22 protein-coding genes and 1 pseudogene are annotated in these 15,595 nt (G+C 30.7%); 14 read left to right on the top strand and 9 right to left on the bottom strand.

Translation table 11 applies throughout. The features are described from left to right. Positions 1 to 20 precede the first annotated feature (20 nt). The 7 genes from NHF50_RS12580 (at position 21) to NHF50_RS12550 (ending at position 5,503) form a co-directional block, all read left to right on the top strand. Positions 21 to 869 (top strand): RteC domain-containing protein, encoded by an 849-nt coding sequence (locus NHF50_RS12580; RefSeq protein WP_252776776.1) that lies wholly within the window; start codon positions 21 to 23, stop codon positions 867 to 869. Positions 870 to 957: 88 nt separating this feature from the next. Next, a complete protein-coding gene (locus NHF50_RS12575; RefSeq protein WP_252776775.1) occupies positions 958 to 1,245 on the top strand; it encodes a helix-turn-helix domain-containing protein in 288 nt (95 codons plus the stop codon). A gap of 55 nt (positions 1,246 to 1,300) precedes the next feature. Then, complete coding sequence (locus NHF50_RS12570) at positions 1,301 to 2,158, top strand: transcriptional regulator (RefSeq protein WP_252776774.1); 858 nt, start codon at positions 1,301 to 1,303, stop codon at positions 2,156 to 2,158. 226 nt (positions 2,159 to 2,384) lie between these two features. Continuing rightward, entirely contained in the window at positions 2,385 to 2,996 is a 612-nt protein-coding gene (locus tag NHF50_RS12565) for an AAA family ATPase (protein ID WP_252776772.1), read from the top strand. Between the two features lie 15 nt (positions 2,997 to 3,011). Next, positions 3,012 to 3,650: a hypothetical protein gene (locus NHF50_RS12560; protein WP_252776770.1), complete on the top strand. Its 639-nt coding sequence runs from the start codon at positions 3,012 to 3,014 to the stop codon at positions 3,648 to 3,650. 221 nt (positions 3,651 to 3,871) lie between these two features. Next, positions 3,872 to 4,162 (top strand): helix-turn-helix domain-containing protein, encoded by a 291-nt coding sequence (locus NHF50_RS12555; RefSeq protein ID WP_109570005.1) that lies wholly within the window; start codon positions 3,872 to 3,874, stop codon positions 4,160 to 4,162. Between the two features lie 93 nt (positions 4,163 to 4,255). Then, complete coding sequence (locus tag NHF50_RS12550) at positions 4,256 to 5,503, top strand: type II toxin-antitoxin system HipA family toxin (RefSeq protein ID WP_252776769.1); 1,248 nt, start codon at positions 4,256 to 4,258, stop codon at positions 5,501 to 5,503. A gap of 6 nt (positions 5,504 to 5,509) precedes the next feature. Here the strand turns inward: NHF50_RS12550 and NHF50_RS12545 are convergent, their stop codons facing one another. The 5 genes from NHF50_RS12545 to NHF50_RS12525 all read right to left on the bottom strand — a co-directional run bounded on the left by NHF50_RS12545 (position 5,510) and on the right by NHF50_RS12525 (position 8,300). Then, on the bottom strand, positions 5,510 to 5,950 hold the full coding sequence (locus NHF50_RS12545) for a hypothetical protein (protein WP_252776767.1): 441 nt from the start codon (positions 5,948 to 5,950) through the stop codon (positions 5,510 to 5,512). Continuing rightward, on the bottom strand, positions 5,916 to 7,091 hold the full coding sequence (locus tag NHF50_RS12540) for a nucleotidyltransferase (protein WP_252776766.1): 1,176 nt from the start codon (positions 7,089 to 7,091) through the stop codon (positions 5,916 to 5,918). The genes NHF50_RS12545 and NHF50_RS12540 overlap by 35 nt, the downstream gene beginning before the upstream one ends. 2 nt (positions 7,092 to 7,093) lie before the next feature. Next, a complete protein-coding gene (locus tag NHF50_RS12535; RefSeq protein WP_252776764.1) occupies positions 7,094 to 7,849 on the bottom strand; it encodes a hypothetical protein in 756 nt (251 codons plus the stop codon). 51 nt (positions 7,850 to 7,900) lie between these two features. Next, positions 7,901 to 8,056: a hypothetical protein gene (locus NHF50_RS12530; RefSeq protein WP_252776762.1), complete on the bottom strand. Its 156-nt coding sequence runs from the start codon at positions 8,054 to 8,056 to the stop codon at positions 7,901 to 7,903. 70 nt (positions 8,057 to 8,126) lie between these two features. After that, positions 8,127 to 8,300 (bottom strand): hypothetical protein, encoded by a 174-nt coding sequence (locus NHF50_RS12525; protein ID WP_181142916.1) that lies wholly within the window; start codon positions 8,298 to 8,300, stop codon positions 8,127 to 8,129. Between the two features lie 192 nt (positions 8,301 to 8,492). Here NHF50_RS12525 and NHF50_RS12520 point away from each other — a divergent pair, with 192 nt between their 5' ends. The 7 genes from NHF50_RS12520 (at position 8,493) to NHF50_RS12490 (ending at position 14,517) form a co-directional block, all read left to right on the top strand. Continuing rightward, positions 8,493 to 9,176: an RNA polymerase subunit sigma gene (locus NHF50_RS12520; RefSeq protein ID WP_252776760.1), complete on the top strand. Its 684-nt coding sequence runs from the start codon at positions 8,493 to 8,495 to the stop codon at positions 9,174 to 9,176. Continuing rightward, positions 9,163 to 9,510: a hypothetical protein gene (locus tag NHF50_RS12515; RefSeq protein WP_252776759.1), complete on the top strand. Its 348-nt coding sequence runs from the start codon at positions 9,163 to 9,165 to the stop codon at positions 9,508 to 9,510. The genes NHF50_RS12520 and NHF50_RS12515 overlap by 14 nt, the downstream gene beginning before the upstream one ends. After that, entirely contained in the window at positions 9,497 to 10,291 is a 795-nt protein-coding gene (locus NHF50_RS12510; RefSeq protein ID WP_252776758.1) for an ImmA/IrrE family metallo-endopeptidase, read from the top strand. The genes NHF50_RS12515 and NHF50_RS12510 overlap by 14 nt, the downstream gene beginning before the upstream one ends. Positions 10,292 to 10,534: 243 nt before the next feature. Next, complete coding sequence (locus NHF50_RS12505; protein WP_252776757.1) at positions 10,535 to 11,419, top strand: DUF488 family protein; 885 nt, start codon at positions 10,535 to 10,537, stop codon at positions 11,417 to 11,419. A gap of 2 nt (positions 11,420 to 11,421) precedes the next feature. Beyond that, a complete protein-coding gene (locus NHF50_RS12500; protein ID WP_252776756.1) occupies positions 11,422 to 12,261 on the top strand; it encodes a hypothetical protein in 840 nt (279 codons plus the stop codon). A 2-nt stretch (positions 12,262 to 12,263) separates the two neighbouring features. Then, positions 12,264 to 13,070 carry an HNH endonuclease gene (locus NHF50_RS12495; protein WP_252776755.1) on the top strand — a complete coding sequence of 269 codons (807 nt, stop codon included), beginning with the start codon at positions 12,264 to 12,266 and terminating at the stop codon, positions 13,068 to 13,070. Positions 13,071 to 14,010: 940 nt separating this feature from the next. After that, entirely contained in the window at positions 14,011 to 14,517 is a 507-nt protein-coding gene (locus tag NHF50_RS12490; protein WP_252776754.1) for a hypothetical protein, read from the top strand. A gap of 69 nt (positions 14,518 to 14,586) precedes the next feature. Here the strand turns inward: NHF50_RS12490 and NHF50_RS12485 are convergent, their stop codons facing one another. From NHF50_RS12485 to NHF50_RS12470, 4 genes and pseudogenes are all read right to left on the bottom strand, one after another. Then, positions 14,587 to 14,763 (bottom strand): hypothetical protein, encoded by a 177-nt coding sequence (locus NHF50_RS12485; protein WP_252776753.1) that lies wholly within the window; start codon positions 14,761 to 14,763, stop codon positions 14,587 to 14,589. Continuing rightward, on the bottom strand, positions 14,750 to 14,965 hold the full coding sequence (locus NHF50_RS12480; RefSeq protein WP_109569995.1) for a hypothetical protein: 216 nt from the start codon (positions 14,963 to 14,965) through the stop codon (positions 14,750 to 14,752). The genes NHF50_RS12485 and NHF50_RS12480 overlap by 14 nt, the downstream gene beginning before the upstream one ends. Before the next feature lie 9 nt (positions 14,966 to 14,974). Beyond that, complete coding sequence (locus tag NHF50_RS12475) at positions 14,975 to 15,370, bottom strand: DUF5675 family protein (RefSeq protein WP_252776752.1); 396 nt, start codon at positions 15,368 to 15,370, stop codon at positions 14,975 to 14,977. Beyond that, positions 15,370 to 15,595: pseudogene (locus NHF50_RS12470) on the bottom strand (hypothetical protein); the annotation flags it as partial. The pseudogene NHF50_RS12470 and the gene NHF50_RS12475, both read right to left, overlap by 1 nt.

The following is a 15,595-nucleotide window of genomic DNA, read 5'->3' as shown; positions in this document are numbered from 1 at the left end:
AAATTCTAAAATTTAAGATTTTGAATACTAAAGCAATAAAGATAAATATTGAGTTAAATGAACAATTAAATTTTATCGATTTAGAAATAGATAACCAAATTAAAAAATGTGAAAATGCAATTGACATTATATTAAAATCAATAAATGCAATCAAGAAAATTGTATCTAAAAGTTCTTTTAAAACTGATCAAGAAGAAATTATTTTTTTTAAAGAAATAAAACCTCTATTTACTTCTAAGTTAATTTTTTACAACATGGTTTATAAAATTGAAATGAAGAAACCAAACGGAGGAAATAGAATTCTAAAAAAGTATTATTTAAATGAACTTTTGAAACTAAAAGCTTTTTTTGACAATGAATTGGAATTCTATCAATACTACCGTTCAGGAAGTACTTATTTGGATTATAAATATTTTCAAAGAGGGAAGTTTGATATAAAATTAGCATTAGATAGTTACTATTTTGAAGCTGACACTTCTTTTAGCACGTCACATGACTTCAAAGTAGCCCAAATTCTTGCCAACGACTTAATTCAATTATATTTGGAAAATCAGTTAATTATGATTGAAAATAAAGATAACTCAGAAAAATCACAACGCAAACCGAACATCAAATTGATGTGGACTGGAACAAAAGTTGCATTAACCGAACTATTATATGCGCTGCATTCAGAAGGTGTTTTCAACAATGGCACTGTAGATTTAAAAGATATTGCCGAATATTTCGAGCATACTTTTGACATCGATTTAGGTCAATATCGACGAACTTTCCTTGAAATTAGGGCAAGAAAAAGTGATAAAACCAAATTCATTACAGCATTAAATGAAGCTTTATTAAAAAGAATGAATAATTCAGATGATATAATTTAAATAAAATCGTACCCAACACGAACCCCGTTGTGAAATAAAACAATCCAAACTTCACAAATTTGTGCCATAACAATCTAAAATATACGTTATGGCTATCGAAGTTATTACTCGCGAAGACTTAAACGAATTCCGTAGTCTTCTTTTGAAAGATTTAAAAGAAATCATTCAATCCAAACCGCAACAAACAAAACAGTGGCTCAAATCTAATGAAGTCCGTAAACTGTTAAACATCTCTCCTGGAACACTCCAAAACCTCCGCATCAACGGAACACTTTCCTATACCAAAATTGGTGGTATTATGTATTACAATAATGCTGACATCGAAAAATTATTACACGGTAATATGGTGAATTCTTTACCAACACTTTTCAAATAAACTCATTTGCACAAACCGACTAATTACTTTTCACTAATTACTCATTACTAGTAAAATGAACTACATCAAACACCTAACAGGCTTCTTCATTCGCATAGCAGCTGAAGAAACCATATATCCAACACACATAAGTCTATATCTCGCTTTATTTCAAAGTTGGAACATTAATCGTTTTAAAAATCCAATTGCCATTTCACGAGACGAAATGATGAAAGCAAGCCGAATTGCTTCAAAAGCCACCTACCATAAGTGCATTAAAGAACTGCAAAGTTTAGGCTTTATCGACTACATCCCATCCTATAATCCCTATTCAGGTTCAGAAGTGATTTTACACGATTTGTCAGATAGGAAAAGTGTTTTTAAAACGCAAACCAGTTCAATCATTGACCAAACCCAACCAATAAATAACCAAGCTAATAGTAAGGGTACTGAACAAGTCAATGAACCCAATATATATAATAAGAAGAAAACATCTAAAAACAATAAAAACATATTTATAGATACCAATTCCAAAATTTTAAATGAAGAAAAGTTTTTAGAGACTAAAGAAAAAGAAATGCCTTTGGCATTCGCCAATACCAATGAAAAAAAAATAGACGATAATTGGCAAAAAAAAAGTTCCGCGAAAAAAAAAGAAATAGAAAATCCATCATTCGAACAAGTCAAAGACTATTTCAAACAAGAGGAGTTCTCAGAATTTGAAGCCGAACGATTTTATAATTATTATACCAGTAACGGTTGGCTTATTGGCGGAAAAACCAAAATGATAGATTGGCATGCAGCAGCTCGTAATTGGATATTAAATACAGCCAAATTCACAATTAATCTTCCACAAAACCCAAAAGTAAAAGAACAACCACGAGCCAAACAATTACAAGTTGTTGAAGATAAAAATTATGCAGAACCGCTTTAATAATCGACCTAAGAGTTCGCAATCGAGTGTCAATTATTTGAAGAATTGGTAAAAATGAAAAGCTGTTTGAGGCTTTAGCCGAGTTCTTTTCATTTCCAATTCAAAAATTAAATTGACCGATGAGAACTCAAGTCTTGACCTTTTGTTTCTTTTGGGTCAAGCCAAAAGAAAATGTAAAACAAATACATTCAGCAAGATATTTATTTATGAGATTAATAAGAATACTATGAGCTCTCAATACAACTACCAAGAAATCCTAACATGGTTAGAACAAAAAGCAAAACAGGATTATGGTTCCAATTTCCATTTCGTTGAAGAAGATAAGGTAAACATAACTAAACTAGTTGCTTATTTCTTGAAGGATGAAATAACTGCGAATCAATTCGGATTAGACTTGTCAAAAGGCATTCTACTTACTGGACCAGTGGGTTCCGGTAAGACAACCTTGATGACCATAATGAAATACATCACCCAAAAAGAAAACAAGTTTTACATGCGAACCTGTCGCGATGTAAGTTTTGAATTCATTAAAGAAGGTTACGAAATAATTCACAAGTACAGTCGTGGAAGTTATCCCCAAACAGATTGCAAAAACTATTGTTTTGATGATTTAGGTGTAGAAAGTAATTTAAAATACTATGGCAACGAATGTAATGTTATGGCAGAAATTATCCTTTCACGATACGATCTATTCATTTCAAAAAAAGTCATAACACATATCACAACTAATCTTTCAGCTTCAGAAATCGAAACCATGTACGGCAACCGAGTTCGTTCAAGATTAAGAGCTATGCTCAACCTCATCGCTTTTGATAAATCCACACAAGACAAACGCTAACCAAACACATCAACAATGAGAAAAATAAACATCTTCTGGAATTGGTTCCAGGACAACAACCAAACCATTAAGAACCTAAAAAACGAAACACTAATAAATCAAAAACAAATCTGCTATTGGATAACCAAACAATTAGGTTATTACTCCAAAGATTTAGATTTTATGATAGTATTTCCAAAAAAAGAAAATCAAAAAACAGAACTCATCATTACAGCAAATGGTAATCCGAAATACTTTAATCAAGTCATTGAATTAATCAATAATGCACCGGAATTAAAGTATTGGAAATTTACAGCATTCATTCAACCAACAGGCAACATTGACGAAATCATAAATGGTTTAGACGAACCTTACGTTTTTCAAGAAATAACAATTAAAACCAGCGAAATCAAATTCCTGCCAATAAACTACAATGGCAAAATCAAAAAGCTAGATATAATCATTTACTTAAAAAACTACACCATCAACTGCAATACTAAAACATGGCAGCAAATAGTTTTCATAATCCTTCAAGATTTATTAGGTGAAAAGTCTTTATATCAAAACATAAACTTTGTCCAACTAGCACAACTATCAAACGCTATTGAAGAATTAATCGAATTGTACGAATTGCAGTTTTATATTGATACGATTAACAAAAGTGATGTTTCATAGTTAAACAGTCAGGTTTATCCTGATAATTCAGCTATAAAAAACAATCCATATCGCATATTGCGATTTGCGATATAAAGTATAGTTTAAGCTCACAATCAAAGAATAGATTCTAAAATAGTAAATACTTCAGATGATACTTATAAAGAAAAATAACAAGCAAAAATGTTTGTTATTTTATACAAAAATGTTAGTTTTGTTCATATTAATGAACATTTGTAAAAATGAGTAGAAAGAAACAAACAATATTTCCAAAGCATCTAATCATATTAGAACAGATGGGAGAGAATATAAAGTTAGCTAGAAAAAGACGTAAGTTAACAGCTGTACAAGTTGCTGAAAGAGCAGATATTGTTAGGACTACTTTATACCAAATAGAAAAAGGAAATCCTAGTGTAGCTATCGGAGCTTATTTTAATGTACTCAGAGTATTAGGACTACAAGATGATTTTCTAAAACTAGGGGCAGATGATGAATTAGGTAGAAAATTACAAGATTTAGAACTTTTAAAATAACTATAAAAGATAAATTAAACGTCAGTTCGAGTAATTTTCGCGTAATGCAATGGAGCGAAAATTGTATCGAGAACCTTTAATATTAAGAGAAGAATGTCCAACAACAAATTCGACATATACGTTTACGCACATTGGGTAGGAATGCCCGAACCTCAACTCATTGGTACACTTTCGGCTCATTTTGCAAAAGGGAAGAAAGCCTTTAGTTTTGAGTATGACAAACAATGGCTTAAATCCGGAAATCAATTCCTACTAGATCCCGATATTCAATTGTATAGCGGACAACAATTTCCAAATGGCAAAGAAAACTTTGGTGTCTTCTTAGACAGTATGCCTGACACTTGGGGTCGTACACTAATGAAACGAAGAATAGCCCAGCAAGCAAAAGAGAAAAATGAAAAAGCACCAACATTATATGATATTGATTACTTATTAGGTGTGTACGATGAAAGTCGCATGGGAGCTTTACGATTTAAAACGGAAAGTGATGGCCCATTTTTAGACAACAATAACGAAACACCTACACCGCCTTGGTCTTCAGTTAGAGAATTACAACAAGCTGCGAATAGCTTTGAAAATGACGAAAATAATGAAGAGGCTAAAAAATGGTTGGCAATATTAATGGCACCAGGTTCTTCATTAGGAGGAGCAAGACCAAAAGCAAACATTTTAGACGAGAATAAAGAACTTTGGATTGCCAAATTCCCTTCAAAAAACGATACCATAGACAAAGCAGCTTGGGAATACCTAGCTTACATATTAGCTACAAAGGCAGGCATCAATATGGCGCCATGCAGAATAGAAAAGATTGCAGGAAATTACAATACTTTTTTCACGAAGCGTTTTGATCGCGAAAAAGAAGAACGCATACATTTTGCATCAGCCATGACCATGACCGGCAATAACGAAGACACCATTCGCGACAATACAGCTAGTTATTTAGATTTAGCGGAATTCGTTAGTAATTACGGGGTAAATGTAGAAGAAAACTTGCATCAGTTGTGGCGAAGAATAATCTTCAATATAGCCATTTCTAATACCGACGACCATTTAAGAAATCACGGTTTCATTCTAACCGATGAAGGTTGGATTTTATCACCAGCCTACGACCTCAATCCATCAATCGACAAAGACGGTTTGGCACTCAACATCGACACCAATAACAATGCATTAGATTTTGAATTGGCTAAAGAAGTAGGTGAGTATTTTAGATTAGATGTAGAGAAAATGAACATCATAATTAATGAAGTTCTGGAAAGTGTAAGTCAATGGAAAGAAATAGCAAAAGAAATTGGCATTCCAAGAAGTGAACAGGAATTAATGGAAAAAGCTTTTATATAATAATCATCAATGCTTTATTTCATCTCCAAACCAAACACCATATTTTTGCCATTGTTCGTAAAAAATTATCCATTCTGTAATCCAAGGAATCATTTTGTATAAGGGAATAAAATTCAATGTTGGTCTGTCAAAAATTGGATGATATAAACACAAAGACATATCTCTATATAAATGAATTTCATTATTAAACTTAATTACTTTATCATTTATAAAAATTCTGTCATATCGGTATTGGTTGAACGGAGAATATGAGAGCAAAATTTCATATTTTTTACCCTCAACATTCAACATTCCTTTTCCAATTAAAGATTTACTTTCAGTACTTATTTTTAAATCAATCCACTCAAAATATTTTTCTACTAATAGTTTCTCAATTAGTAAAAATGAATACCAATTTTTTTTATGATTCGATTTAATATTTTCCTCCAAAATTGCGATGAGGTTCATTTTTTATTCCTTGATTTTGATTAATATTTCCTAAAGAATTTGTCAAAGCATTACCACCTACAATTAAGCCACTTGCTTTTGCAAAGCCATCAGAAGTTGATTTTGAAAATGTTTTGAATTGCTCATTTAATGATTGTTTATATACTCCTTCGCCAAATAATTTTATGTAATCTTCTTTTCCAGTTTCAAATGATGTTTTAAGATTTTGCCATTTCTTATAAAAATCTGTAATGAAATTGTAAAAACTTTCGTAATGTTTATTAGTCCACGAATCTGTAAAATCTTCTGCTGTATTTACAGGATTTAATACTTTGAACCTTTCTCTTTTGTTTACGGATTCTAAATAATTATCTTTAATTCTTCTTGCTACATTATCAATTGTTTCAAAAATTGAACTTTCACGTTGATAAAGAGTTGCAACCAATGTTGTAATAACTACACTTGATACTGGATAGTCTTTATCTTGAAAATATATATCACGATACCTTTTAAACAACTGAACTGCTCTTTGTAGTGGCGTTTTCAAATATAGTTCTTCTGGTAAAGGTTCTGTTTCTACTTTTGCTTCAAGTAATACAGTAGAATATTTACTAAGCATTGGCATTTCAACAGAATTTGCGATATTTAAAAACCAATTTGCAAATCCTTTTGGATTTCCTAAAGACCAATCTCTCAATGCTTTTTCGGGAATTTTAATATTTTCTTTATCAAAACTATTAGGCATACAAGCAGGTAAAATATCCATGTGAAAATCACTCTTATAGTTTAACCTTACACACCTTTTTTTCTTTTCCATTATGGTTTTATAGTATCCGTCTTTTTCTAAAGCTGTAACTAAAGCATTATAAACTTTTTCCGGCGAATGATTGTAGAAAACATCATAAATATGTAAAACTGTATCTAAATCAAAATCTTCTTGATTTATTGGTTTTACTGTTGTTCCTATTCTCTTTGAACCTTGAGCATAAACCTCAATTTCCAAATCATTGAAAAAATCATCATCCTTTTTTAAAACTTCTGCAACAGCATTATATGCAGTTTCCATTCGTTCTAACCTTGTTTTATCAAGTTGTAACTCTTGTGCAATTCTTGCCAATAGTTCTTCTCTTTGAAGAACGTAATCTTTAAAAATATCAATCATCATTAAAATGTTTTATTTATTATTAATTTCGTGTGTTGCCCTATTCGTGCAACTTGTTTTTCATTTTCCATATATCTTAGTTGTTCAATGTTATCACAATCAACAATAGCGTAATCTTTATTTAGGTTCGTGCCAATTTTGTTTAATTCAATTAAAGCCAGTTTTTGTTCTTCGTTTGGAATCAATTCAAAAACATCATAAACTAAAACTTCATAACAACTAAAAAATTCACTCCAAACCAAGTTTTTAGAAAATCTTCGTATGTGCTTATAGTTAATGTTTTGAAATATTTTAGAGTCTAAAATGTTTGTATCTAACAATTCTTCTTTAAATTCTCTGTTTGGATTAATTTCTCTCTCTTGCATACTTTCAAACCAGTTCATTACTTCTATTGCAAATTTTCCTTTTACCATAAATCGTAAGTCTGAAGCACTTTTTTCATCTACATTTAATCCATTTCTATTGTTGTCGGGTTTATATTCCCATTTATTAAAAAGTGAATCATCGCCATATCTTTTATAAGCACCTCCAACTGGTTGTAATTGATTTTCAATTCTTCTATTTTTCACAAGTAAGTATTTGTTTGTATTCGGAATTTGAATTTTAAACAAATAACTTATTGAAAATCGAATATCTTTATTTTTATAACTTCCTATTTTAGTTTTAAAATAAGTAGTTAAATTATTCCTGTTTTCCCAAACAATTGTAGCTCCTTTACTTAGTATTGGTTTTAATAGTGTTGTTAATAGTTCAGCCATTAGAAATATTTTTAATTTAAAAATAGGGGCGTTTCACCCCAGTTCGTTTTTTTAATTTGATTTTGATATTGCTGATATGCCAATTAGTACAAACATTGCAAAAGCACCAATCGCTAATAATTTTGCGTTTGAACCTTTTGCATGAATACAACTATTTTTATAGCATAAACTCACATCATCATTTGAAATAGATAAATTATTTTTCATTTCAATGAAATTTAATTATGTTCTTCATTTTGGGTAGAAAAACTTAACCCAGTACTATTAAGAGGTACCATTACTTTTCTTTTCTAACTCCTTTGAATGGTTCTGGACTTGATGTTTTTACATCAATAAATCTTCCAGTTTCGGTATCCCTTTTAGTCCATAATCCAGTAACTGGATTTTGAATTTGAGAACGTTCTTTAACCATTCCTTTTCTTGAATTGTCTTTTGGTGGATTAGTTGCCATCGTTTTACAATTTTTTAATTAAACATATTCTTTCAACTTCTCGACATGAAAGACTTGACGAGCGTAATCACTTTTACATATACTAATTCCGTTAGGTTAAATTATTTAATAAAATTTTATTATCTTCGTTTTTATAGTATAAGTGCGCCTCAATCATATACTAATTCCATTACTAACGCTTTTAGTATATAAATGAAAATAGAGTTAAAACAAGAAGATATAGATTTTGATGTGCTTACAAGTGATGAGCTTATTGAATACATTTCTTTTAAAAATGAATTTCCTAGCGAAGCAGAAAAGGCATTTATTGTATTCTGTAATAGATTTCAACAAGATGTTATAAAAACAGCTGAAATTTATTCTAATAAATATGGACACAGCGAAGTAATTGCTCTTGATATTGCAAACTGTACTTTTGCTAAAGTATGGAAATACCATTCTTTTAATAAAAGTAAGTCAAAGATTAAGGATATTGATAAAGCAATAAAAATATGGCTTCATGCGATTGTTTTTAATGAGTTAATGAAATATGGAGTAAAAGATACTTGTAGCGAACCCGAGGAAGACGATTTGTCAATAGTTGAGAATTTAGATGATTTAGTTTCTCTTACAGTAGGTGAAGACTCTGAAAAAAGAAAAGATTTAAAAATTAGATTGGAAATAATTGAAAGGGCAATGTTAGGCTTATCTGAAAAGCATAAAATAATCTATCTTACTTATAAAGCATACGAAAACAATGGGAAAAATATTCCAAGAATAGTAGGTAAGAAATTAAGAGAAAAATTAAATCTGGTTCAAAGTTCAATTCAAGTCTATAAAAAAGAAGCAACCGACCACATTAACAATTATTTGAATAGTTTAAATGGCAATAGATAAAAAATATATTGGCAAAGTAACCAATGATAATCTTGATGATTGGTTACATTCTACTGGTTTTTTGTATCCGACAAATGAAAAACAGTTAGATAGATTTAATAAATTATATGAGGAATATGATTTTAAGTTAAAAAATGCAACTATTGATGTGAAATCCATAATTGAAGGGACTCTTTGTAATAAATCAAAAGTTATCTCTTTAGATATTAGTAATAGTGTTATCAACGAAATTGAAAGTTTGAAAATGGTTGCTAGAAAAGGTCAAAGTAATCTACCAAAACATATTATTGATAAAATGAAAAAAAAGCATCGAGGTTCAGATGATACAAAATAATTCGAAATCTAAAATCAGAAAACTTGCTGAATCAATTGCTTTAAAATACGATGAAAAGATTACACCTCTTGAAAAAATAGTTGAAGCTGAAGATTTAGAAGTTTTCTATGATGATTATGATAAAGGAACATTTGATGGAATGACTGTTTATGATGACGAAAATTTTTACATTCATATTAATACTGCTAATGGCAATAGAATAGACTCAGCTAGAGGACGATTTACTTTAGCACATGAACTAGGTCATTATATCATTGATTCTCATAGGATAGGTTTAAAATTGGGATTATTAGAACCACATCCATCAAGAACTAACCAAAAGCAATTTAATGAGATTGAAAGAGAAGCTGATTATTTTGCTTCTTGTTTATTAATGCCCGAAGAAAGATTTAAAAAGGATTTTTTTAGAAAGAATTTTAGTTTTGAGTTAATAGATTCTTTGAGTAAAGAATATGGAGTTAGTATTACGGCTTGTGCATTTCGTTTTGCTCAAATAGGTTCTCATCCTATTTTGATTATTTATGCTGAAAATGGAATAATTAAGTGGACTTATTCTAGTGATGATTTTCCATTTAAATACCTCCTTAATAATCAAAAAATTTCTGATTCATTTGTTATGGGTGAATACTTCAAAAATACTGCTACAGAAATTTCTAAAACAGCTCAAATATGGGCTATTGACTGTTTCAATTACGTTAAAGCAGAAGATTCGAATAAAAAATTTTATGAACATTGCATAACTCATAAAAGTTCCGCTTTAAGTATAATTTGGGAGGATTGATACTTTATTTTAAAGAGCATCCTTTATTCTGCTTTATATTTTTAGGATCTAACTCAGTAATTATTTAAATTTAAGTTAATTAGGGTAACTCATTACCTCATTCACCTGCACAAAAATCGCTCCTAGTCCAAGTATTCCAAGCATCAATAATTTTTTTGCTTCATTTAACTGATTTTTTCATGAGTTTAAGAATAATAATTATTTTTTATTTATTACAAAATTTGATTTATCTAAATTTGCAAAATGTTTTATAGAAGAAAAATCATATTAGCACTAATACAACTTTTGGGTGGTGAATTAGAAAAAATTCGCATCCAGAAATTGTTGTTTTTATACAGTCAAAAAAAGAAAAACCCAGAATACGAGTTTATACCTTATAAATTTGGTTGTTATTCATTTTCTGTAAAAGCCGATTTAAACACTATGGTAAAAAATGGGAGTTTAATAGAAACTGAAAATTATTTTATCAAAAATAACCAAGATGATTTTGTAAAGTCATTAAAAGTTGAAGACAAGAAAATAATAACAGAAGTGGTGCAATTATATGGCAGTATGAATAGCAATAGTTTGATAAAACATACTTACATTAATTTTCCTTATTATGCAATTAATAGTACAATTGCTGATAAAGTGCTAGACGAGAAACAACTTGAAAAAGTAACTAATTCGAAAAAGGAATGTAATGCAACTATACTTTTTACAATTGGTTATGAAGGTATTTCATTGGAAAAATACTTAAATAAATTAGTTAACAATGATGTCAAACTTTTAGTTGATGTTAGAAAAAACTCATTGAGTATGAAGTTTGGATTTAGCAAAAGTTTGTTAAAAAAATATTGTGAAAGTTTAGGAATTGAATATATACACATACCTGAAGTTGGTATAAATTCAGACCAACGCCAAGAATTAAATACTCAACAAGATTATGATGCGTTGTTTGAAGTTTATAAAAAAACAACGCTCAAAGAAACAGATAGTTATCAAACTAAAATAATTGAATTACTTGCAAAACATAAAAGAATAGCTCTAACCTGTTTTGAAGCAAATATCTGTCAATGTCACAGAAAACCATTAGCTGAAGCTATTGCAAAAAATCCTATATTTGAATATGAAGTAAAACATATCTAAATATGGCTAAAACAAGAGTATTAATTACCGTTAAAACCTATTCCACAATATCTGGCAAATATGATGAATTAGTTTGTACAGCAGGTTTTCTAGAAGACGGCTCTTGGATTAGAATATACCCTATTCCTTTTAGGAAAAAATCGTACGAGGAGCAATATAGTAAATATGATTGGATTGAAATAGATTTGGTTAAAAATGAAAGTGACTTTCGTTTTGAGAGTTATAGACCATATTCTATTGATAGCGAAATAGCTATTATAGGTCATTTAGACACCGGAAAAGACAGGTCTTGGTCAGAACGTAAACAAATAGTCCTAAAAAAAGTTTACACCAATATGACTAAATTGATTGAAGAAGCTAAAAATAAAGAAATTAGGACTTCATTAGCTGTTTTTAAACCAACAAAAATTCTTGATTTTTATGCTGAACCAACCGAAAGAGAATGGAATAAAAAAAAGATTGAGCAATTAAAAGCGAATAGAGATCAGATTAATATGTTTGAATATGAACATCCTGAAAATCCTTTTGAAGTTGTAAACAAATTACCTTATACTTTTAAATTCAAATTTGAAGATGAAAATGGTAAAGTAAGCAATATGATGATAGAAGATTGGGAAACAGGTCAATTATTTTGGAAATGCCTAGCTAAATATGAAGGCAATGAAGCTAAAGCTATTCAAGACGTTAAAAATAAATATTTTGAAGATTTTGCGAAAACAAAAGACTTGCATTTCTTTCTAGGGACTTCGGCTTTATTTCACTATACTTCACATAACCCTTTTATGATTATCGGAACTTTTCAACCAAAAATTGAAACTCAATTTAGTTTAGACTTATTTTAATTATGATATGCCTTTTTTGCAAAAAAGACTCAACTAATTCAAAAAGCGTAGAGCATATTATACCTGAAAGTCTTGGAAACAAAGAGCATATTTTGCCAAAAGGAATTGTTTGTGATAAGTGTAATCAATACTTTGCTATTAAACTAGAGAAACCTCTACTGGAGAAACCATATTTTAAAAATGTTAGAAGCAGAAATATGGTCGAAAGTAAAAAAAATAATATACCACTAGGCGATGCTTTTGTTTTTGGAAAAAAAATAGATAAAGTGCAGTTCGGCTTTGAGGATGGAAGCAATTTTATTGTATTTGAAAAGGAAGAAACTTTATCAAGAGTTCTTTCAAAAAGAAAAGGAAGTTTTATTATTCAAATGAATGATGAACCCGAAAAGGATGATTTAATAGTATCTCGATTTTTAGCTAAGTGTGCTCTTGAGTTTTTAATCACTTACATAAAAGATGATTTTTGGTTAGATGAAATAATAAATAAAAAAGAATTAGACTTGTTACGGAATTATGCTCGTTATGGTAGTGGTAAGTTTTGGAAATATAATCAAAGGAGAATTTATAAAGAAGAAGATAGGTTTACAGATCATATTAATCATCCTGAACCATATGAAATACTCCACGAAATAGAGTTTTTATATCTTGAGTGCCAAGTTATGTATTTTGTAATTGTAATTTTTGGTATTGAGTATGTTATTAATCTCGGAGGCTCAGAATTAGAATTATATCATGATTGGTTAAAAAATAATAATAATATTTCTCCGGTTAGAAGACCTTCTGAAAAAATTATAAAGCGAAAACTTTAATTTAAAAAACAATCATTACCTCATTCAGACTGCACAAAAATCGCTCCTAGTTCAAGTATTCCTAGCATCAATTCTTTGTTTGTTTCATTTCGTTAATTTCATATATAAAAAAGAAATAGGTACGCTAACGCTGAGGTATTTTCATCCCACCCAGTCCAACGCTCCCCACCGCACAAGTGGTATTTCCCATGCGCACAGCATTTGTTTTTCCCTATGTAAGCCAATAAAAAAAGGGTTCCAGTTTTCCCAAACCCATCGCACACTGTAACCCTTTTTTTATCCGCTTACTGCCATCGCCTAAAAACAAAAGCTGTCTTCCAACAGCTAAACCACTCCCAAGCTATGTTACATAATAAACCTTATAATTCCTTCCTTAAAAATTCCTACGCTCCGGCAGCGGCAGTTATAAGGGTTATTATGTAAAATATCCGCGCTCCAACGCTCCCACCCAGAAGCGGTAAGTATTTGCATTGTTTTTTAGAGTGGCTTTACATTTCCACAACACATAATCTTTTTAAAATTCACGTATTACTTTCCACTCAACAATTAGCCACCCTAAAAATCAAAAAAGAAAGGATGTACAATTAAAAATTGCACACCCTTTCCGACGAATCGTTTTCAAATCACGTTTAGTTTTCCATAACAACAGACCAAATACCATCGTTTTTAAATCGAAAATCAGTATTTCAAAACAAAAAAAGTAAAAAAAAGAAGGCAAAGGTTTGTTCCAGGTATTCAAAAAAGCAAGTTCAAGCCTTCGGTTTCAGATAAAATCTCCACCCTAAAAGTTTCATAAACATAATCCATCTGAACACTGCCACTGAATACTGCTCACTTATAAGGGGTAGTATTTCATCTGAAAAACTTGCTTTTTTGAAACCTTCCACATGAAATGATGGCTTTCTTTTTTTTCCTTTTTTCTTTTGAAAAGAAATTTTGTGTGAGGGCTGTCCGAACCAAATCATCTTTGGGAAATAACCATAGACTGGAGAAGAAAGAAGAATTAACCTTTAATTCTTTACTTATGACCAATTTCATTGTTAAAAGCCACGTAGTCGGTAAATCGTATGCAAAACCGCATTTCTTTGTGTTAAACAAAGGTCTAAACAGCGGAAAACCACAAAACGAGCCTTTTACAAATTCCTTTGTCTTGATCTTCCAAAAAGAAGAAGACAAAGAAGACGTGTTTTGGATTGCTTCCAGTTTATGGAAATCTAAATTTTGGATGCCTTATTTGAGAGGTTCTGTAATTCCATTTTTGGCACTTTACGAGTTTCAAAAGGAATTTTTTCCTAAAGTGAATCGTTTTCTACAAGAACACGAGCAACATCAAAAAAATGTAAAAGCGTTACAGCTCTTGCAACAACAAGAAGCACATCACGCAAAAAACATACACTTAATCAACGAGCTTCGCAATGCCATTTTGATGAGGTATCGCAACAAATAAAAAAAGCCCGGTCTTACGACTAGGCTTTCGTTTTGTTTAACCCAAAGGTCACCACAACAAGGGCTAAACTTATTTTTTGTGCTTCTTATTCAGACTTTTAAGTACTAACGAAATAGTAAAACTGACTACAGCTCCAATAGTGGCTAAGATAACCGTTTTTGCAACATCTTCAGATTGAATATTGGGTGCAATACTTAAAAATGTACCTCCTGCAGTACCTATTAGCGTTTGATTATTCGCTGTCATTTGGAATTGTCAACTGACTTGCAGCTGTCAAAACACTTCCAGCAACCGCAACATAACCGCCAATGGTTGTAACAACAACTGGCAAAGCTACTGGAGCTGCTAAAATAGTTCCACCAACTGCCGCTAATGCCAAACCAATAGTACGAAGCACTTTAAAAAACTTAGGTGTGGGAGCCGAAACTCTATTAACTATATTTTTCATAATTAAAATTTAATATTGAACAATTAACATAACACTTTCTTGATTATCCAAAGCTTTGTAAACAATGCTTTTAAGCTTCTCAAAAGCTTTTCTGGACAACAACCCTAATCCTGGTCCAGAAAGTTTAGTAACCGGAGCAATACAGCCTTGTAATTCCTTTTGCGCATTATTAGCAGGATGAAAAAGAATAAACTTTCTATTCGGAACATCCACTAATTCCAAATGCCATTTGTATTTTGAGCTATATCGCTTTCTAATAAAATATTTCCCTTCCGGAATACAGGAAACTCTTGTTTCGTTCATCTTCCAAGGCAATTCTATGGTATTACATATCAATTTGCCTTCACATTCGAGTTTTCCATTAGTTCCTTCAGGGAAATAAGTTCTAGTTAACCAAATAACCATTACACGCCACCATCAACTTTAACAATCGATAACGGGTTGAAAGCACCATTTTTTAAAGGGTACATTTGCCCATTAATCTCTTGGTAAAACTCAATACCTAAAGCCAAAACTAAAGGGTGAGTAGAGTTAGCCGTAACGGCATTACTCAAATTGATTACAGCTGTTGCAGTTCCGTCCCAAGGCAAAATTGCCGTTTCGGTAGTTTCTACTACATAGGTTTCGTTT

The organism is Flavobacterium sp. NRK F10 (assembly GCF_024054235.1).
In the GTDB taxonomy this organism is placed as follows: Bacteria; Bacteroidota; Bacteroidia; order Flavobacteriales; family Flavobacteriaceae; genus Flavobacterium; species Flavobacterium sediminis.
Note: the sequence above shows the minus strand (reverse complement) of the source record. Positions and strands in the feature narration are given on the sequence as shown.

Coding starts and splice junctions, on each gene's coding strand:
- NHF50_RS12575 (WP_252776775.1), top strand. CDS start 958: ATGGCTATCGAAGTTATTACTCGCGAAGACTTAAACGAATTCCGTAGT.
- NHF50_RS12570 (WP_252776774.1), top strand. CDS start 1,301: ATGAACTACATCAAACACCTAACAGGCTTCTTCATTCGCATAGCAGCT.
- NHF50_RS12565 (WP_252776772.1), top strand. CDS start 2,385: ATGAGCTCTCAATACAACTACCAAGAAATCCTAACATGGTTAGAACAA.
- NHF50_RS12560 (WP_252776770.1), top strand. CDS start 3,012: ATGAGAAAAATAAACATCTTCTGGAATTGGTTCCAGGACAACAACCAA.
- NHF50_RS12555 (WP_109570005.1), top strand. CDS start 3,872: ATGAGTAGAAAGAAACAAACAATATTTCCAAAGCATCTAATCATATTA.
- NHF50_RS12550 (WP_252776769.1), top strand. CDS start 4,256: ATGTCCAACAACAAATTCGACATATACGTTTACGCACATTGGGTAGGA.
- NHF50_RS12545 (WP_252776767.1), bottom strand. CDS start 5,950: ATGAACCTCATCGCAATTTTGGAGGAAAATATTAAATCGAATCATAAA.
- NHF50_RS12540 (WP_252776766.1), bottom strand. CDS start 7,091: ATGATTGATATTTTTAAAGATTACGTTCTTCAAAGAGAAGAACTATTG.
- NHF50_RS12535 (WP_252776764.1), bottom strand. CDS start 7,849: ATGGCTGAACTATTAACAACACTATTAAAACCAATACTAAGTAAAGGA.
- NHF50_RS12530 (WP_252776762.1), bottom strand. CDS start 8,056: ATGAAAAATAATTTATCTATTTCAAATGATGATGTGAGTTTATGCTAT.
- NHF50_RS12525 (WP_181142916.1), bottom strand. CDS start 8,300: ATGGCAACTAATCCACCAAAAGACAATTCAAGAAAAGGAATGGTTAAA.
- NHF50_RS12520 (WP_252776760.1), top strand. CDS start 8,493: ATGAAAATAGAGTTAAAACAAGAAGATATAGATTTTGATGTGCTTACA.
- NHF50_RS12515 (WP_252776759.1), top strand. CDS start 9,163: ATGGCAATAGATAAAAAATATATTGGCAAAGTAACCAATGATAATCTT.
- NHF50_RS12510 (WP_252776758.1), top strand. CDS start 9,497: ATGATACAAAATAATTCGAAATCTAAAATCAGAAAACTTGCTGAATCA.
- NHF50_RS12505 (WP_252776757.1), top strand. CDS start 10,535: ATGTTTTATAGAAGAAAAATCATATTAGCACTAATACAACTTTTGGGT.
- NHF50_RS12500 (WP_252776756.1), top strand. CDS start 11,422: ATGGCTAAAACAAGAGTATTAATTACCGTTAAAACCTATTCCACAATA.
- NHF50_RS12495 (WP_252776755.1), top strand. CDS start 12,264: ATGATATGCCTTTTTTGCAAAAAAGACTCAACTAATTCAAAAAGCGTA.
- NHF50_RS12485 (WP_252776753.1), bottom strand. CDS start 14,763: ATGACAGCGAATAATCAAACGCTAATAGGTACTGCAGGAGGTACATTT.
- NHF50_RS12480 (WP_109569995.1), bottom strand. CDS start 14,965: ATGAAAAATATAGTTAATAGAGTTTCGGCTCCCACACCTAAGTTTTTT.
- NHF50_RS12475 (WP_252776752.1), bottom strand. CDS start 15,370: ATGGTTATTTGGTTAACTAGAACTTATTTCCCTGAAGGAACTAATGGA.